We start from the raw sequence: 17,846 nt of genomic DNA, 5'->3' as shown, positions 1-17,846 counted from the left end.
GATTTCCTCCGGCCGGGGCTCGCGCGGGCAAGTTCCGGCACCCATCGGGCGCCGGGTTGGGATATCTCGTCTCAGGCGGCGTTGCGGCCCTGAGTAACGATGACCGGGATCAGCAGGTCACCCCAGTTGCCGTCGCCGCCGTGATGGCGTGCCGAGCGGACGAGCTCGACGGATACGCCGGCGTCGACGGCCTTCATGACGGATTGGTTCAGGCGGTGCAGGTCATTCGCGACCATGCGGATCATTGCCTGTTGCTCGGCGGTCATGGCCGATGCCTGTTCTTCTGCGCGTTCCTTGACTCGGGTCTGGGGTGTCATTGCATTTCTCCTCTTATAATGCGGGGTTCTTGAAACCTCCCCCTTGAGGGGGGAGGTCGTAGCGAAGCTACGGGTGGGGGTGATTTGCTCCGTTCACCCCACCCCGGACCTCTGGTCCGACCCTCCCCCTCAAGGGGAGGGTAAGGCACTATTCAGCCGCCGGCTTGAACTGCTCGGTTTCGGTCGATTCCTTCATCGCCGTCGTCGAAGACTGGCCGGCGGTGATGGCGAGCGAGACGGCGTCGAAGTAGCCGGTGCCGACTTCGCGCTGGTGCTTGGTCGCCGTGTAGCCGTTGACCTCGGCCGCAAATTCCGCCTGCTGCAGCTCCGAATAGGCCGCCATCTGGCGATCCTTGTAGCCGCGGGCGAGTTCGAACATGCCGAAGTTCAACTGGTGGAAGCCGGCGAGTGTGATGAACTGGAACTTGTAGCCCATCGCACCCAGCTCCTTCTGGAACTTGGCGATCGTCGCGTCGTCGAGGTTCTTCTTCCAGTTGAACGACGGCGAGCAGTTGTAGGCGAGCTTCTTGCCCGGATGCGCCTTCTGCACGGCCTCGGCGAACTTGCGGGCCTGTTCGAGGTCCGGCTTGCCGGTTTCCATCCAGATCAGGTCGCAGTAAGGCGCATAGGCGATCGCGCGTGCGATGCAGGGCTCGATGCCGTTCTTGACCTGATAGAAGCCTTCCGCCGTGCGGCCGGCATCGTAGTCGACGAAGGGCTTATCACGCTCATCGATGTCCGAGGTCAGCAGCTTTGCGGCTTCCGCGTCGGTGCGGGCGACGATCAGCGTCGGAACCCCCATGACGTCGGCGGCAAGGCGGGCAGCGGTCAGGTTGCGGATGTGTGCGGCGGTCGGGATCAGAACCTTGCCGCCGAGATGGCCGCACTTCTTTTCCGATGCGAGCTGGTCCTCGAAGTGAACGCCGGCAGCGCCCGCCTCGATGAAGGCCTTCATGATTTCGAATGCGTTGAGCGGACCGCCGAAGCCTGCTTCCGCATCGGCGACGATCGGCGCGAACCAGGTGTCGACCGAAAGGCCCTTGCCTTCCTGGGTTTCGATCTGGTCGGCGCGCTGCAGCGTGCGGTTGATGCGGCGTGCAAGTTCCGGTGCGGCGTTCGCCGGATAGAGCGACTGGTCCGGATACATGGCGGACGCGGTGTTGGCGTCGGCGGCGACCTGCCAGCCGGAGAGGTAGATGGCCTTCAGGCCGGCGCGAACCATCTGCATGGCCTGGTTACCGGAGAGCGCACCGAGCGCATTGACGAAGGGTTCTTCGTTGATCAGCTTCCACAACCGGTTCGCGCCCATTTCGGCGAGCGAATACTTGATCTCGACCGAGCCGCGCAGGCGCTTGACGTCTTCGGGCGTATACGGGCGCTGGATACCGTCATAGCGGTCCTTCGGTGCGCTCGGAACGAGATTGTAAAAATCAGTCATAGAAAACTCCCTTTTGCTCCGGTGCTCAAGAAGCCCGATTTCCTGGTTCGCGGCTCCTCGCTCTTGATGTGACGATATTTACAGTGCGGCGCAAAAAACGGCCAGAAAATTCGAGAAAACAACAGGATGAAAGAGGTTAGAATGTCTTGCGTTTGACAATGCGACGCTGTAAAATTGTAAAAACAGTAAAAGAGCTCTGAGGCGTTGGATCGGCCTCGTTCTGTAAAGGTATGTAAAATGGCGGAGCACAAGATCTTTGCAGGTCCGAGGGTCCGGCGTATCCGCAACGGTCTCGGCCTCACTCAGACGGCCATGGCCGAGGCGCTGGAAATCTCGCCCTCCTACCTGAACCTCATCGAGCGCAACCAGCGCCCACTGACGGTGCAGCTGCTGCTGAAGCTCGCGGCCGTCTACAAGGTCGATCTCGATGAATTGCAGGGGGAGGCCGGCGGCACCGCGAGCCAGTTGCGCGAGGTCTTTGCCGATCCATTGCTCGCCGGCGAGGTGCCGGGCGACCAGGAACTCATCGAGGTGGCCGAGGCCGCACCAAACGCCGCGAACGGCGTGATAAAGCTCTACCGGGCCTATCGCGAGCAGGCGAGCCGGCTGACCGACCTCGCCGAGCTTCTGGCTCGCGAGGGCCATGCAACCTCGCTTTCCGGTACGCGGCTACCGATCGACGAGGTGCGCGAGACCTTCGAGAAGCGGCCGAACTTCTTTGCGCGGATCGAGGATGCGGCGGAGGCCTTCCACGCCGGGCTCGGCCTCTCTGCTGGCGACGATCTCGTCGTCGCGCTGAAAAACTGGCTTCGCGCCAAGCATGGCATCGTCGTGCGCGCACTGCCGATCCATGCGATGCCCAATCTGCGTCGGCGCTACGACCGGCATTCGATGCGTCTCTTCCTGTCCGAGCGGCTGTCGCCTTTCGACCAGTTGCGGGAAATCGCCATGGAGGTCTGTCTGCTGGCGCTCGGAGAGGAGATCCTTGCCGAGCTGGAAGGGCTCTCCTTCTCGACCGGCGAGGCGAAGCGTCTCGGCCGCTTCGAGCTCGCCCGTTATGCCGCCCATGCGCTCATCATGCCTTACGGTGCCTTTCTTTCGGCTGCGCAGCGTGCCCGATATGACGTCGATGTCCTGCGCTCCCGCTTTTCCGTCTCCTACGAACAGGTGGCGAACCGGCTGACGATGCTGCAGCGCCCGGGTGCTGCAGGCATCCCCTTTTTCATGCTCGAGGTCGACAATGCCGGCCATCGCTTCCGCAAGGCGGGCGCGAGTGGCTTTCCGCAGGCGAAGTTCGGCGGCGGCTGCCCCAAGCTCAACATTCATGCCGCCTTCGCCCAGCCCGCGCAGATCCTCGTCGACCATGTGGAAATGCCCGACGGCACCGGCTTCCTGACGGTCTCGCGAACCCTCGACGGGCCGCAGGCGGGATTCAACGAGCGGGTCCGGCGTACGGCGCTGCTGCTCGGCTGCGACATCGCCTATCGCGACGAAGTGGTCTATGGGCAGACGGTCGCCGGCGGCCTGCCGCCGGTTGCCGTCGGTACGGTGTGCCGGCTCTGCGAGAGGCAGGGTTGTCTCGCCCGCGCCGAGCCTCCGGTGACACGTCCGCTCGGCCTGGACGAAATGGTGACCGGGCTCTCTGCCTTCGACTTCCAGTGAACGACGCCTTCTTGCCGATATAGCTTTTTCCCCTTGTCGCCCGTCGATTTCCTTTCTAGTCTGCCAAAAAAACAAAGAATAACGAGGGGCGTTCGCCCACCCGGGGAATAAAAGACAGGAGATATTATGATATCCGATTTCACTCGTTTGGCGTCCGTAGCCATGGCGACGCTGCTGTTTGCGGCTGCCGCAAATGCAGAAGACCGTGTGGTTCACGTCTACAACTGGTCGGACTACATCGACGAGTCGGTGCTGGAAGAATTCACCAAGGAGACCGGCATCAAGGTCGTCTACGACGTGTTCGACAGCAACGAACTGCTCGAAACCAAGCTGCTTGCCGGTGGCTCGGGTTACGACGTCGTCGTTCCGACTGCTCCCTTCCTCGCGCGCCAGATCCAGGCGGGCGTCTTCCAGAAGCTCGACAAGTCGAAGCTGCCGAACTTGAAGAACATGTGGCCGGAAGTCATGGAGCGCCTGGCCAAGTACGACCCCGGCAACGAATACGCCGTCAACTACATGTGGGGCACCACCGGCATCGGCTACAATGTCGACAAGGTGAAGGCCGCGCTCGGCGACGTGCCGGTCGACAGCTTCGACGTTCTCTTCAAGCCGGAGAATGCCGAGAAGCTGAAATCCTGCGGCATCAACATCCTCGACGCCTCGGACGAGACCTTCGCGATCGCGCTCAACTATGTCGGCAAGAACCCGGACAGCAAGGATGCGGCCGAGCTCGAAGAGGGCGGCAAGGTCTATATGGACATCCGTCCGTCGGTGAAGACCTTCAACTCCTCTTCCTATATCGATGACCTCGCCAACGGCGACATATGCATGACCATCGGCTGGTCCGGCGACGTCCTGCAGGCCAAGGCCCGCGCCGAGGAGGCCAACAACGGCGTCCACATCGAATACGTCATCCCGAAGCAAGGCACCTATATGTGGTTCGACAACCTGGCGATCCCGGCGGACGCCCAGAACGTCGAAGAAGCCCACGAGTTCATCAACTTCCTGATGAAGCCCGACGTTATCGCCAAGGCGTCCAACTACGTGCAGTATGCGAACGGCAACCTTGCCTCACAGCCCCTGCTCGACGAGAGCGTCTTCAAGAATCCCTCCGTCTATCCCGATCCGGAGACGATGAAGAAGCTCTTCACCATCTCGCCCTATGGCCCCAAGGAACAGCGTGTCCTCAACCGGGTCTGGACACAGATAAAAACGGGCAACTGACCCGCAGGCGAACTGACCGGGCGCGCATCGACGCGCCCGGTGTCGTTTTCACGGGTTAATCGGGTATTTTTCAGGAATTTGGGTCGGGCAATGGCGAAGTCTCTGGGGCCGGTAAAACGTAAATTCTCACCATGGACCGATCCGAATGCGGTGCCCTTCATCCGCTTCGAAAACGTCACCAAGCGCTTCGGTGACTTCACGGCGGTGAGCAATCTCACTCTAGACATCTACGAGCGGGAGTTCTTCTCGCTGCTTGGGCCTTCGGGATGCGGCAAGACCACGCTCATGCGCATGCTGGCGGGCTTCGAAGACCCCACCGAGGGACGAATCCTGTTGCAGGGCAAGGACATCTCCGGCGTTCCGCCCTACCGCCGCCCGACCAACATGATGTTCCAGTCCTACGCGCTCTTCCCGCACATGACCGTCGAGAAGAACATCGCGTTCGGGCTCGAACAGGACAAATTGCCGAAAGGCGAGATTGACGCGCGCGTCCAGGAGATGCTGAAGCTCGTCAAGCTCGAGCAGTTCGCCAAGCGCAAGCCGAACCAGCTTTCGGGCGGCCAGCGCCAGCGTGTGGCGCTCGCCCGTTCGCTCGCCAAGCGTCCGAAGGTGCTGCTGCTCGACGAGCCGCTCGGCGCGCTCGACCGCAAGCTGCGCGAGGAGACGCAGTTCGAGCTCATCGACATCCAGACGACGCTCGGCCTCACCTTCCTGATCGTCACCCACGACCAGGAAGAGGCGATGACGGTGTCCGACCGCATCGCCGTCATGGACAAGGGCGTCATCGTGCAGGTGGCGACGCCGGCCGAGATCTACGAGGCACCGAACAGCCGCTACGTCGCCGATTTCATCGGGGACATCAACATCGTCGAGGGCACCTTCGAAGGCCGCACGAACGACGGCCGCAACGGCAGCGAAGTGGCCAGGGTCTCCTACGGAAGCTTCACGGCCGTGGTGGAGCAGCAATGCGACGTGGCGCCCGGCGCGAGTGTCGCTTTCGCGGTTCGTCCCGAAAAGGTGCGCATCTCGCTGGACACTCCGGAGGAGACCGCGACCAATGCGCTTTACGGCGAGGTCTGGGACATCGGCTATCTCGGCGACTTTTCGGTCTTCGTCGTCAAGCTGGAGGACGGGCGCACCTTCCGCGCCGCGCAGGCCAATATCTCCCGTCTCGTCGACCGGCCGATCACCTACGGCGACATGGTGTGGCTGACGTGGCCGGCCGATGCCGGCCTCGTGCTGACGCGCTGAGGAGAGAACGATGGAAGAAGAGATATCACTCCCCAAGGCAAGCCCGGCACGCTGGCTCGTCGTTTTCGTTCCGTATGTGTGGATGGCGCTTTTCTTTCTCGCACCCTTCTTGATCGTCGTGAAGATATCGCTCTCCGACACTGCGATCGCGATGCCGCCCTACGTCCCCGTGTTCGAGGGCTTTTCCGCGCTCCGCGACTTCGTCTCGCAGCTCGATCTCGAGAATTACTTCTTCCTCACCGAGGATCCGCTCTATTACAGCGCCTATCTGTCGTCCCTGCGGATCGCGGTGATTTCCACCTTTCTTCTGCTCCTGATCGGTTATCCGATCGCGCTCGGCATGGCGCGGGCCTCCGTCACCATCCGGCCGACGCTGCTGATGCTCGTCATCCTGCCCTTCTGGACCTCGTTCCTGATCCGCGTCTACGCCTGGATCGGCATTCTCAAGCCGGAGGGGCTTTTGACGCTCGTGCTGCAGGCTCTGCACATCTATGGACCGGACCAGCAGGTGCAGATCTTCCGCACCGAGACGGCGATCTTCATCGGCATCGTCTATTCCTATCTGCCCTTCATGGTGCTACCGCTCTATTCGGCGCTCGAAAAGCTCGACGGCACGCTCCTGGAGGCGGCAAGCGACCTCGGATGCCCGCCGTGGAAGGCCTTCTGGCGCATCACCTTCCCGCTGTCGATCCCCGGCGTGATCGCCGGCTCGATGATCTGCTTCATCCCGATCACAGGCGAGTTCGTCATCCCGGACCTGCTCGGTGGCCCGAATACGCTGATGATCGGCAAGACACTCTGGACGGAGTTCTTCGGCAATCGCGACTGGCCGCTCGCCTCCGCGGTCGCCGTAGTGCTGCTGCTGCTGCTGGTCATTCCCATCATGATCTTCCAGAACCAGCAGCAGAAGGTGTGAGGTGACGCCATGAAACCGGGCAAGTTCGACGCCACCGTCCTCACCATCGGGTTCGCCTTCCTCTATCTCCCGATTGTCATTCTCATCATCTATTCCTTCAACGAATCGAAGCTCGTCACCGTCTGGGGCGGTTTCTCGCTCAAATGGTACGGTGCACTCTGGCAGAACCAGGGCCTGCTCGATGCCGCCTGGGTGACGATCCGCGTCGGCCTGATCAGCGCCACGCTGGGCACCGTACTCGGTACGCTGGCGGCACTGGCGCTGGTGCGCTACGGCCGGTTTCCGGGACGGATGCTGTTTTCCGGCATGGTCTACGCGCCGCTCGTCATGCCGGAGGTGATCACCGGCCTGTCGCTGCTTCTGCTTTTCGTGGCGGTTGGCCTCGATCGCGGCATGCTGACGCTGACGCTCGCCCATGTCACTTTCACCATGTGCTACGTGGCGATCGTCGTGCAGTCGCGGCTCCTGACCTTCGACCGCAGCCTCGAGGAGGCGGCGCTCGACCTCGGCTGCCCGCCGGTCCGAACCTTCTTCAGGATCACGCTGCCGCTCATCATGCCGGCCGTCGTTTCCGGCTGGATGCTCGCCTTCACGCTGTCGCTCGATGATCTGGTCATATCGAGCTTCACGACCGGGCCAGGAGCGACGACCCTGCCGATCAAGATTTATTCGCAGGTTCGCCTCGGGGTCACGCCGGAGATCAACGCCGTCTGCACCATCCTCATTGGCGTCGTGACCATCGGCGTCATCATCGCCTCGATCACCACCAAACAGCGCGAGTTGCAGCGCCTGCGCGACGAGCACGTCGCCGCGACCCAGGCCTGACGGCGTTCCTTACGGCGCAGGCGACATCACGGGATCGGGCCAGGAACCGCCGATGAAGAAGCGAAGCGGCGGTGCCGCCGCGTCCCCGGCAGTGGCCGGCGGCGAGAGAGTGGCTGAAAGCGCAAGCCCCTGGCTCGCATAGGGAATGATGCCGGACAGCTGCAGGTCGTCCGACGACCCCTTGAGCCGCGCCTCGTCGATCGTCGCCGATCCTGCGGAGAAGTGCGCTGCGAAGACCAGTGTGTCGAAGGGCAGGTCGGCGCCGATTGCCTCGCTGAGGTGGAAGAAGGGCTTTTCTCCGGCGAGGCGACGCAGTGCCGCGGTGTCGACGCCACGCAAGGTGCCGGCGCTGGCTGCAACTCGTATCGTGCCGTCGATGCCGGAGGGGCCTGCCGTCCATATAGGACGGTCGGCCTTGAGGGCGAGTTCGAGCGAGCCGCGACCGTCTGGCAGCGGCCCCTTGACCGCGAGGCGTTCGGCAAGATCCGACAAGTCCGCGTCGGCGAGCGAAAGCTGCAGTGTTCCGCCGCCGGCAAAACTCGGGCCGGCACCGTCGAGCCGCGCCTGCAGCCGACCACTCGCGAAGGTGCCGTCGGCAATGTCGAACCGAATCTTGTCGCGTGTGGCGAGCAGGCTTGCGGCGATATTCTCGATCGTGAATGGCGCGAGCCGCGCTTGGCCGGCCGAAAGAGACAGATCGAAATCGAGCTGGCGCGGGGGTGTTTCGCCGGAGGCATCCTTCTGGGAAAAGGCGTCGAGCAGGCGGGTCACGTCGATGCGGTCGAAGGCGAGCGTGCCGGAGAGCCGACGCCGCCCGCTCTCCGGCGGCGAGAGTTCCAGTATCCCGGTCGCATGGGCGTCGTCGACCGTGAGTTCCAGCTGGTCGAAGCGCAGGTCGCGGCCGGTCCTGACGAGTTCGGCGGAAACGCTCGCGGTTTGCGCCGTCTCGATCCCCGGCAGGTGCACGCCGCTCAGGGCGGCAAGCGATTTGACGTCGCGACTGCTGGCTTTCATGGCGCCGGAAACCAGATCGTCGCCGGCGAGACTTGCCCGTCCGTCGAAGGAGGCGGTCAGGATCGGCGAGGTCCAGTCAAGTCCGATTGACGCCTCGCGCCCGCCGAAGAGCAGCAGCGGTTGCGGCGTCGAGAGATCCAGCCGGGCCTCGCGGCCCCCGGTCCTGAGCGTCACATAGGCGGTGAGCGCGGAGGAAAGCCGCGGCCACGAGACGTCGGCCAAGATGCCGTCGACGACGAAGGTTCGTCGCGAGGCCTGGTCATGGATTGCGATGCTACCCTCCTCGACCGTCACGGAGCCGACCTCGGCGTCGGCGTCGGCGTCCAGTGTCTGGTGTCCGCCCTCGCGCGGACGAACGCTCTTCACCGCGCTGCTGAGACGCCCCTCGCTCGCCCAGTCGAGCCGCGCCTGCTGGTCGCGCTCGACGAAGACGCGGGGGTGCCCCAGACGGAACTCGCGAAATTCCGGAGAGCCACGAACCGCGTCGAGCAAGCCGAAAGAGGCGGATAGCCGTTCGATTTCGGCGAGCACCTTCTCGCCCTCTGCGGTCGGCTTGCTGATCCGCACGGCATTGAGGGTGATCCGCGGTTCGGGGAAGAAGGAGATTTCCGGAGCGCCCTTGATGTGGACGGTGTGCCCGGTCCATTCGGCGACGGCCCGTTCCAGGGCTGATCGAACGAGGCTGCTCGACACGAGATAGGGGGCGGCGAGGCGGGAGACGAGATAGACCGAAAGGACGGTGAGGACGGCGACGAGGCCCCATTGCAGGAGCCGTTCCGTCTTCCGCTTCTGCCTGGTTCTCTTCCTGGGCACGCTCTTGTTCCGTTCGTCGGTCATGTTCGAATGTAAGCCCGTTCCGCCGCTTTGGCGATGCGGCGTCTCGACCGCGGATATCGCAAATGCCGGGCGGTGGCAATTCACCCGGCTGCTGCACCTGCGCTCTTTATATTGCGGTGCAAACTGCTATACAGGCAAAGGACGTGAGGAGTACACCATGCAACACGAAATGCCGCTTTGGTCGCCGTCTGAGGAATTCCGAAAGTCGACCCCCCTTTATCATTTCATGCACTGGTGCGGTGAACGCACGGGACGCGATTTCCGCGACTATGACGCGTTCTACGACTGGTCGATCGCGGACCGCGGTGCCTTCTGGTCGGCCGTTTGGGACTATTGCGACGTCAAGGGCGAGAAGGGGGAGCGCATGCTCGTCGATGGCGACGACATGCTCGAAGCCCGCTTCTTCCCGGATGCCAGGCTCAATTTCGCCGAGAACCTGCTGCCGCTGACGGGCGAGGGCGATGCCATCATCTTCCGTGGCGAAGACAAGACGGAAGACCGCTGGTCCTGGGACCGGTTGCGATCGACGGTTTCGCGCCTGCAACAGGCCTTCCGGAGCCTCGGCATCGGGGAGGGCGATCGTATCGCCGCGATGATGCCGAACATGCCGGAGACGGTGGCGCTGATGCTCGCCGCGGCCTCCCTCGGGGCGATCTGGTCTTCCTGTTCCCCGGACTTCGGCGAGCAGGGCGTGCTGGACCGCTTCGGTCAGATCGAGCCGAAGCTCTTCATCTGCTGCGACGGCTATTGGTACAACGGCAAGAAACAGGATGTCGCCGACAAGGTGCGTGCGGTCGCCGCGAAGCTCGGGTGCCCGGTCGTGGTCGTTCCCTATGCGGGCGATGCAGTCGGCCTCGCAGACGGGCTTTCGAACGGCAGGACGCTTGCCGACTTCGTGACGCCTTATGAAGCAAGGGCCGTCGAATACGTACGGCTGCCATTCTCCCATCCGCTCTATATCCTCTTTTCCTCCGGCACCACCGGCATTCCGAAATGCATCGTGCACTCGGCCGGCGGGACGCTTCTGCAGCACCTGAAGGAGCAGCGCTTCCATTGCGGTCTACGCGCCGGTGAGAAGCTCTTCTACTTCACCACCTGCGGCTGGATGATGTGGAACTGGCTCGTTTCGGGTCTCGCCTCGGGCGCCACCCTCTGCCTTTACGACGGTTCGCCCTTCTATCCGGACGGCAACGTCCTCTTCGACTATGCGCAAGCCGAGAAGTTTGCGATTTTTGGGACGTCCGCCAAATACATCGACGCTGTGCGCAAGGGGGGCTTTACGTCGAAGACCACCCACGACCTGTCGTCGCTGCGGCTGATGACCTCGACCGGATCGCCGCTCTCACCCGAGGGCTTTTCCTTCGTTTACGAGGGCATCAAGTCCGACATCCATCTCGCTTCGATCTCCGGCGGCACCGACATCGTCTCCTGCTTCGTCCTCGGCAATCCGCTCAAACCCGTCTGGCGCGGCGAAATCCAGGGACCGGGGCTCGGCCTCGCCGTCGACGTATGGGACGACGAGGGCAAGCCGGTGCGCGGCGAGAAGGGCGAGCTGGTCTGCACCAGGGCCTTCCCGTCGATGCCGGTGATGTTCTGGAACGATCCGGACGGGGTGAAGTACCGCGCCGCATATTTCGAGCGCTTCGACAACGTCTGGTGCCACGGCGATTTCGCCGAGTGGACGAGCCATGACGGCATCATCATTCACGGGCGTTCGGACGCCACGCTCAACCCGGGCGGCGTGCGCATCGGCACGGCGGAGATCTACAACCAGATCGAACAGCTGGAAGAGGTGGTCGAGGCGCTCTGCATCGGGCAGGACTGGGACGACGACGTGCGTGTCGTGCTGTTCCTCAGGCTCGCGACCGGTGTCAGCCTCGACGAGGACCTGGTGAAGAAAGTGAAGAACCGCATTCGCACCGGCGCCTCGCCGCGGCACGTGCCGGCCAAGGTGATCGCCGTTTCCGACATCCCGCGGACGAAGTCCGGCAAGATCGTCGAGCTCGCCGTGCGTGACGTCGTGCACGGTCGGCCAGTCAAGAACAAGGAGGCGCTCGCCAATCCGGAAGCGCTCGACCTTTTCGCTGATCTTGCAGAGCTCAAGTCCTGATCGTCTCGCGTGACCGGGGCGCTCAGCCCCGGTTCTCGAGCGAGCGCGAGACGAGCACGACCGGGATCAACCCGGCGACGATGATGATGAGCGCGGCGACGGAAGCGTCCTGCACCTTGGCCCGCGAGGCATCCTCGTAGACGAGGGTCGCCAGCGTGTTGAAGTTGAAGGGCCGGAGCAGGATCGTCGCCGACAACTCCTTCATCGTCTCGATGAAGACGAGAAGCGCGGCCGTCAGCACCGCCGGCCGCATGTTGGGCAGCAGCACTTCCTTCAAAGCCTGGAAACGTGTGCGCCCGAGCGCCCGCGCCGCCATGTCGAGGTGCGGCGAGAGCTTGTGGAAGCCGGCGTCGATCGTCCCCTCCGCCATGGTGAGGAAGCGCACCGTCGCAGCATAGACGATCGCAAAGCCGGTTCCGGAAAGCAGCAGGCCCGTCGAGATGCCAAACGTTGAGCGCAGCGCGCCGTCGACCGCGTTGTCGATCGCGGCGAGCGGGATCAGCACGCCCATGCCGAGGATCGTGCCCGGCACGCCGTAGCCGAGCGAGGCGAGGCGGCTTGCGCCCGCCGTCAGCGCTGTGCGTTCGGTCCGCGATGCATAGGCGAGCATGAAGGCGAGCAGGATCGTCACGATCGCGGCGGCGGAGGACACCAGTATCGAGTGGCCGAGCGCCTTCAGGAGGCGCGCATCGGCGAAATCGTCGAGACGGCGGAGCGCGAAGGCGGAGAGAACGGCGACCGGCGTGACGAAACCCACGAGGACGGGGATGCTGCAGAAGACGGTCGCGGCCCATCTTCGGGCGCCCGTGAGCGTCAGGCGCACGGCGTCGGGAACGACCGCCGTCGTCTTGTTGGACGAGAAGCGCTGCAGGCGCCGGGCGCGACGCTCGACGACCAGCAGGCCGACGACGAAGACAAGCATGACACAGGCGATCTGCGCCGCGCCCGAAAGGCTGCCCCGGTTGAGCCAGGTGTCGTAGATCGAGAAAGTGAGCGTGTTGACGCCGAGGTATTCGACCGCGCCGATATCGTTCAGCGTCTCCATCATGACGAGCGTCAGCCCGACGATGATCGCCGGCCGTGCCATGGGGATCTGCACGCGGGTGAAGACCCTGAGCGGTCCCGCGCCGAGGGTGCGCGCAACGTCGGCCGCGGCGCGGCCCTGCATGACGAACATCGAGCGGCAGGCGAGATAGACGTAAGGGTAGAGAACCGCCGACATCACCAGCACGGCCCCGCCGAGCGAGCGTATGTCGGGAAAGCTGTAGTCACGAGCCGACTGGAATCCGAAGAGCGCGCGATAGGCGCCCTGTACCGGCCCGGTGAAATCGAGGAATTCGCCGAAGGCGTAGGCCGCGAGATAGGAGGGGATGGCGAGCGGCAGCACCAGTGCGGAGGAGAGAAGGCGCCGCAGCGGGAAATCGCAGGAGGCGACAAGCCAGGCGGTTCCGATCCCGAAAATGCCGGTGAAGACGCCGGTGGCGGCAAGCAATGCCAGTGTGCGGCCGGTCGCCCGCGGCACGACATTGGTCAGCATGTGCTGCCAGTCGCCGCCGCCGCCGAGCCCGATCACGAAGATCGCGACGATCGGCATGGTCACGACGACCGCGGCGATGATCGCCGAGACGGCTGCAACCCCGACGCGGCCTTGCGCCGGTCTTGCATATCCTGTCGCTGCTTCGGGCGTTTCGACCGACAAGTCCTTCGTCTCCGATACCAGATGCCTCGCCCGTGACGGGCGCCCACAACGACCATCTAGCTGAAACGGGCTAGGAAGGGAACCGGCGGCATTGCCGCCGCGCGCGGCGTCAGTTCGCCAGGACGCGCGGCGAGGGGAAGGTGATCTCGACGAGCGTGCCCTCGTTCGGTGCCGAGTGGATCGCGAAGCTCGCCCGGTTGGCGTCGACCATTGCCTTGGTCAGCGGCAGGCCGAGCCCGGTTCCGTCGCTGCGGCCGCGCCCGCCCGCGGCGACCTGCCGGAACGGCTTCATCGCCATCTCGAGTTCGGTGCGCGACATCCCGATGCCGGTGTCGCGGATGCGCAGGACAACGCTGCCGTTGCTCTCGTAGGAGGTCGACACGATGATCTGTCCGCCCGACGGGGTGAAGCGGATGGCATTCGCCAGGATGTTGAGCACGATCTGCTTGATCGAACGAAGGTCGGCGACCACGTTCGGCACCGACTGCGACAGGGCAGTGCGGATGATCACGCGCTGCGTGTTCGCCTGCGGCTGAACAAGCGAAACGGCAGACGCAACGGCTTCGTTCAGGCCGACGGCCTCGAAGTCGAGCTCCATTTCACCCGCCTCGATCTTGGAGATGTCGAGGAGGTCATTGACGATGTCGAGCACGTGGCGGCCGGAGCGAACGATGTCGTTGGCGTATTCGGTATAGCGCGGATGGCCGATCGGGCCGAAGCGCTCGCCGGCCATCATGTCGGCAAAGCCGATGATGGCGTTGAGCGGCGTGCGGATCTCGTGGCTGACGCGTGCGAGGAAGTCGCTCTTGTGGGTATTGGCGGTCTCGGCAGCGCGTTTGGCGTTGCGCAGCTCCTCCTCGGTCCGCTTCCATTGCGTGATATCGCGGATGACGGCGCAATAGCCGTTCGAGGCGGCGAGCTTGCCGATGGTCATGAACAGCGGCAGGAACCCGCCGGACGCCTCGCGGCCGATCACCTCGCGCCCGTCGTTCAGCACGCTTGCGACGCCATGTCCGGCGAGACCCGCCAGATAGTCGAGAACCGCCTTCTGGCTCTCATGGGCGAAGAGCATCACGAAGGGTTTGCCTCGGGTCTCCGCCTCGTCGAAGTTGAAGAGGGCGCTTGCCGCACGGTTCATCGAGCGGATGTCGCCCTCGGGACTGAGCACGACGACGCCGTCGGTCGCCGTTTCGAGTATGGCGCGCAGTTCCTCGATTTCCGCCTTCAGCGCATGGTTCTCGTCGGCGGGCTTCGGCGCCGGCTCGACGACGGTGAGCTGGACAGGGGGCCGTGCTGCCTTCACCGGAGCTTCGGTGGGGATGAGAGCAAGCAGGAGCGCACTCGACTGTTCCCACCGCACCGATTGCAGGCGTGCGGTGACCGGCACCAACTGGTCGTCGGCGCGCACCACCACCATGCCGCTTGCCTGCTCGGCGGCACCTTCCAGCTCCTGGCGCTGAAGCAGCGCGTCGAGGCCGCCGGCCTCTGCCAGCGCTTCCAGAGAGCTGTAGCCCGTGAGGTTCAGGAATTCGGGATTGGCGTGAATCAGCCGGTCGCCGACATGGACGAGCAGTGCCACCGGCATCAGGTCGATGACGTCGGGCGAAAGCCCGATGTCGCGTCGGCTGCGCGGCAAGGCAGTAGATGCAGTCGGCGAGAGTTCCTCCGCCGGCTGAGCCGGGGTGGATTCAGCGGGCATCTCCGTGACAGCAGCGGTCTGCTCTTCCGTTTCAGACACCGGGGTCTCCGGCTCGGGCTGACCGGGCTCGGCGACTGGCGGCTCCGCAGCGCCGTCGCGTGTTTCTTCCTGTTGCGGCGTTTCCGCGCCGATCAGGCCGCTCGCCTCGAGCCGACGGGCGATTTCGCGGAAGGCCGCTTGCTCGACCGGGGTGAGGCCGTCGCGGCCGCGCGCACGTCGTTCTTCGAGCTGCACCACCTTGTCGGAATGCCGCTTGCCGGGCGTTTCGGAGATGAGAAGCGCCGGCGGCTCGCTTTCCGGACGTGGCCGTTCCTCTTGTTCTGCTGCGGTTTCTGCCGGGACGGAGGTCTGCGACGGCTCCGCTGCTGCGGCTTCAGGAGGCTCTGCGGCGGGCTCTCCGGTCGCCGGCGAGACGTCTTCGGAGGGCGCCCCGAGCGCCAGACCGGTGCCGGCGGCGTCGACGATGGCGTCCGCCAGTCGCACGATGCCGAAGCCGCGGAAACCGTCGAAATCGCGGTTGCGGTCATAGGTCGGGAGCGCAGCGAGGTCGACGGGCACACGCAAGGTCGTGCCTTCCACCGGCCAGAAAACGGTGCGCCCGGACCATGTGTCGCGACGCTTCAGGAGGTCGGCGATCTTTCCCTCCGGATCGAGGTTGAACGTCTGCGCGACCTCGACGAAGGTCCGCCCTTCGATGGCCGCCGAATGCGGCCCTACGGCTTCGGCAAACTCCTTCGAGACTTCGCTGAAACGACCTTCGGCGTCGATCTTCCAGACGAAGCGCGAGGCCCGGCTGCTCGGACGATAGGCGAAGTCACGGTCCGATGTTGCCCCCGTCGTGGAGACCTCCGGTTCGGAAACGGCAGGCGCTTCAGCCGGCATCGGCAATTCCGCCTTTTGCTGCGGCTCTTCCTCCTCGACCGCCGCCTCGGCGGCTGTCGTGGTCTGCTCGGTCGGAAATTCCGGCGTCGCAGCGGCAGCAGGGGCAGTCTCCTCCACTGCGACCTCTTTTGTCTCTGTCGTTTCGGCTTCGGGCGTCAGGACCTCGGGCGGCGTCTCGATCTCCTCGATATCGCCGATCGCGTCCACGACCGCGCCGTAATCGGCGGCGGCATCCTCGACCTGCGGCTCCTCGGGCGCTGCCACTTCGGCGGCCGGCTCTTCAAAGCCACCGCTCGGATCGAGATTGCCGAGGATCGTCTCCACCGCGAAGAGGAGGTAGAGCGCCGGCTCATCGGCGACCTTGCCGATTGCTGCCGGCAGATAACCGCGGCCGGTCGGGATCGGTCGCTTCACCAGCCGGTCACGGTCGGCATCGACGAGTGCCACCAAAGTGCGCGCGGTCTGCGGGGTGATCGACAGGCCGGAAAAGGCGGGCGAGGCGGCAATGATCCGGCCGTCGGCGGCTAGCATCGCCATATGCGTGTCCGGATCGTCGAGCCCGGTCAGCATCTCGCTCGCGCACTCGTCGACACTCGGTCGTCGGCCTGTCGGCGGTATTGCGAGCAGCACCACCGGCTCGCCCGAGCGGATCTCGACCATCTCGGCGGCCGCCTGAACGGGAACGCGCTGAAAACCCTGGGTCAGCCGGAGAAGCAGCGAACGCTGGTCGCCGACCTTCTGCAACTGCCGCGCGGTCGATTCGATCTGGCGGAAGGCGAGGTCGCCGCGGTCGGGGCCCTGGTCGAGGAAATCGTAGATCGAACCGTTGCCGAAGAAGCGCGCGCCCGCGCCGTTCGCCCAGAGCACCTGCTCGAGCCCGGCGGAAAACAGCACCAGGGCTTCGCCGCGCGCAAACCGCCCGCGGACACTCTCGTGCACGGCGACGTCGATGAACGGGTACTGCTGAACAGGCATGATAGACCCAAATTAGCAACCGCCGCGTTATTCGGCAATTAACAGATTCTTAATATCTCCGGGTGCCGCGAGGGTCCAGCACGGCACAGGGCTTTCGGAAAACACGGTTAACCGTTCCGACAATTGTGCGACGCACAATAATGTTGCAATGCACAAGAAGAGGTGCTATATAAGGATCATCCAATCCATTCGGGCGCCTTAAACGTCCCAACACAGGAGTGCATCGAAATGGCAAATGCAAACAAGAGCGACGTCTTCTCCTTCTCGGCTTTCGACCCGTCGAAGTTCACCGAGACTTTCCGCGACTTCGCCGAAAAGGGTGCTGCGCAGTCGAAGGACGCCTACGCCAAGATGAAGACTGCCGCCGAGGAAGCCAGCAAGACCGTCGAGAACACGATGCAGACCGCCCAGGCCGGCACCGTCGAACTCGGCCTCAAGGCCATCGAGGCCCTGCGGACCAATGCCGACATGTCGCTTTCCCATATGGAAGCGCTGCTCGGCGTGAAGTCGGTTGCCGAACTCGTCGAACTCCAGACCGCCTTCCTGCGCAAGCAAGCCGAGGTGACGGTCGAGCAGGCGAAGGCCATGCAGGAAGCCGCCAAGAAGGTTGCCGAGACTGTTACCAAGCAGGGCAAGGAAGCCGCCGACAAGGCCATGTCCTCGCTGAAGGTCGCCTGATCCGGGGCAATCCGCATCATTGAAATGAAAGGGCCGGGGCTTTGCTCCGGTCTTTTTTTGTCCATGTCGAAAAGGGCTTGAAAAAAACGCCGAGTGCTCGTATGTGACCCCCTACAGCGTCCTGGACGCTGTTTGTGCGGTTGTAGCTCAGTTGGTTAGAGCGCAGGTTTGTGGCACCTGAGGTCGTAGGTTCGATTCCCACCAACCGTACCATTTTCTCTCTGTCCATACCGAAGACATAGGTAACATCGTGTACCTAAGACATGGGTGACAACCTCGTGCCGAACGGGTTGTCGATGGTTTGCAAAGTCCTCTGCTC

12 protein-coding genes and 1 tRNA gene are annotated in these 17,846 nt (G+C 63.9%); 8 read left to right on the top strand and 5 right to left on the bottom strand.

The annotated features are described in order from the left end of the window. Positions 1–71 precede the first annotated feature (71 nt). A complete protein-coding gene (locus NHF53_RS00100; RefSeq protein ID WP_112689055.1) occupies positions 72–317 on the bottom strand; it encodes a hypothetical protein in 246 nt (81 codons plus the stop codon). Positions 318–465: 148 nt separating this feature from the next. Continuing rightward, positions 466–1,755, bottom strand: coding sequence for an isocitrate lyase (aceA, locus tag NHF53_RS00095; protein WP_252832580.1), 1,290 nt, complete (start codon positions 1,753–1,755; stop codon positions 466–468). Positions 1,756–1,992: 237 nt separating this feature from the next. On the opposite strand from aceA, the gene NHF53_RS00090 reads away from it, so the two are divergent. The 5 genes from NHF53_RS00090 (at position 1,993) to NHF53_RS00070 (ending at position 7,633) form a co-directional block, all read left to right on the top strand. Continuing rightward, on the top strand, positions 1,993–3,417 hold the full coding sequence (locus tag NHF53_RS00090; RefSeq protein ID WP_114362554.1) for a short-chain fatty acyl-CoA regulator family protein: 1,425 nt from the start codon (positions 1,993–1,995) through the stop codon (positions 3,415–3,417). 162 nt (positions 3,418–3,579) lie between these two features. Beyond that, positions 3,580–4,641, top strand: coding sequence for a polyamine ABC transporter substrate-binding protein (locus NHF53_RS00085; RefSeq protein WP_374591128.1), 1,062 nt, complete (start codon positions 3,580–3,582; stop codon positions 4,639–4,641). 90 nt (positions 4,642–4,731) lie between these two features. Next, positions 4,732–5,892: an ABC transporter ATP-binding protein gene (locus NHF53_RS00080; RefSeq protein ID WP_252832577.1), complete on the top strand. Its 1,161-nt coding sequence runs from the start codon at positions 4,732–4,734 to the stop codon at positions 5,890–5,892. A 10-nt stretch (positions 5,893–5,902) separates the two neighbouring features. Further along, positions 5,903–6,808, top strand: coding sequence for an ABC transporter permease subunit (locus NHF53_RS00075; RefSeq protein ID WP_252832576.1), 906 nt, complete (start codon positions 5,903–5,905; stop codon positions 6,806–6,808). A gap of 9 nt (positions 6,809–6,817) precedes the next feature. Further along, positions 6,818–7,633, top strand: coding sequence for an ABC transporter permease (locus NHF53_RS00070; protein ID WP_114362558.1), 816 nt, complete (start codon positions 6,818–6,820; stop codon positions 7,631–7,633). A 9-nt stretch (positions 7,634–7,642) separates the two neighbouring features. On the opposite strand, the gene NHF53_RS00065 is transcribed toward NHF53_RS00070, so the two are convergent. After that, positions 7,643–9,460 (bottom strand): AsmA-like C-terminal region-containing protein, encoded by a 1,818-nt coding sequence (locus NHF53_RS00065; protein ID WP_252832574.1) that lies wholly within the window; start codon positions 9,458–9,460, stop codon positions 7,643–7,645. A gap of 181 nt (positions 9,461–9,641) precedes the next feature. On the opposite strand from NHF53_RS00065, the gene NHF53_RS00060 reads away from it, so the two are divergent. Further along, a complete protein-coding gene (locus tag NHF53_RS00060) occupies positions 9,642–11,594 on the top strand; it encodes an acetoacetate--CoA ligase (RefSeq protein ID WP_252832572.1) in 1,953 nt (650 codons plus the stop codon). A 22-nt stretch (positions 11,595–11,616) separates the two neighbouring features. Here the strand turns inward: NHF53_RS00060 and NHF53_RS00055 are convergent, their stop codons facing one another. Continuing rightward, positions 11,617–13,188 (bottom strand): iron ABC transporter permease, encoded by a 1,572-nt coding sequence (locus tag NHF53_RS00055; protein ID WP_252834866.1) that lies wholly within the window; start codon positions 13,186–13,188, stop codon positions 11,617–11,619. 214 nt (positions 13,189–13,402) lie between these two features. Beyond that, a complete protein-coding gene (locus NHF53_RS00050) occupies positions 13,403–16,849 on the bottom strand; it encodes an ATP-binding protein (RefSeq protein ID WP_252832570.1) in 3,447 nt (1,148 codons plus the stop codon). Positions 16,850–17,077: 228 nt separating this feature from the next. Between NHF53_RS00050 and NHF53_RS00045 the strand changes: the two genes are divergently transcribed. Both NHF53_RS00045 and NHF53_RS00040 read left to right on the top strand, forming a co-directional pair. Further along, a complete protein-coding gene (locus tag NHF53_RS00045) occupies positions 17,078–17,527 on the top strand; it encodes a phasin (protein ID WP_114362562.1) in 450 nt (149 codons plus the stop codon). Positions 17,528–17,663: 136 nt separating this feature from the next. Next, positions 17,664–17,740: transfer RNA gene (locus NHF53_RS00040), tRNA-His, on the top strand. Positions 17,741–17,846 lie beyond the last annotated feature (106 nt).

Origin of the sequence: Ciceribacter sp. RN22, from assembly GCF_024054295.1 — a bacterium.
GTDB lineage: Bacteria > Pseudomonadota > Alphaproteobacteria > Rhizobiales > Rhizobiaceae > Allorhizobium > Allorhizobium lividum.
The sequence above is the reverse complement of the archived record's forward strand: the minus strand, read 5'-3'. Positions and strand labels throughout refer to the sequence as shown.

What these genes read in the sequence shown, in the direction of transcription:
- NHF53_RS00055 (WP_252834866.1), bottom strand. Translation starts at nt 13,188, where the DNA reads ATGCCGATCGTCGCGATCTTCGTGATCGGGCTCGGCGGCGGCGGCGAC.
- NHF53_RS00075 (WP_252832576.1), top strand. Translation starts at nt 5,903, where the DNA reads ATGGAAGAAGAGATATCACTCCCCAAGGCAAGCCCGGCACGCTGGCTC.
- NHF53_RS00085 (WP_374591128.1), top strand. Translation starts at nt 3,580, where the DNA reads ATGGCGACGCTGCTGTTTGCGGCTGCCGCAAATGCAGAAGACCGTGTG.
- NHF53_RS00045 (WP_114362562.1), top strand. Translation starts at nt 17,078, where the DNA reads ATGGCAAATGCAAACAAGAGCGACGTCTTCTCCTTCTCGGCTTTCGAC.
- NHF53_RS00060 (WP_252832572.1), top strand. Translation starts at nt 9,642, where the DNA reads ATGCAACACGAAATGCCGCTTTGGTCGCCGTCTGAGGAATTCCGAAAG.
- NHF53_RS00080 (WP_252832577.1), top strand. Translation starts at nt 4,732, where the DNA reads ATGGCGAAGTCTCTGGGGCCGGTAAAACGTAAATTCTCACCATGGACC.
- NHF53_RS00070 (WP_114362558.1), top strand. Translation starts at nt 6,818, where the DNA reads ATGAAACCGGGCAAGTTCGACGCCACCGTCCTCACCATCGGGTTCGCC.
- aceA (WP_252832580.1), bottom strand. Translation starts at nt 1,755, where the DNA reads ATGACTGATTTTTACAATCTCGTTCCGAGCGCACCGAAGGACCGCTAT.
- NHF53_RS00090 (WP_114362554.1), top strand. Translation starts at nt 1,993, where the DNA reads ATGGCGGAGCACAAGATCTTTGCAGGTCCGAGGGTCCGGCGTATCCGC.
- NHF53_RS00100 (WP_112689055.1), bottom strand. Translation starts at nt 317, where the DNA reads ATGACACCCCAGACCCGAGTCAAGGAACGCGCAGAAGAACAGGCATCG.
- NHF53_RS00050 (WP_252832570.1), bottom strand. Translation starts at nt 16,849, where the DNA reads ATGCCTGTTCAGCAGTACCCGTTCATCGACGTCGCCGTGCACGAGAGT.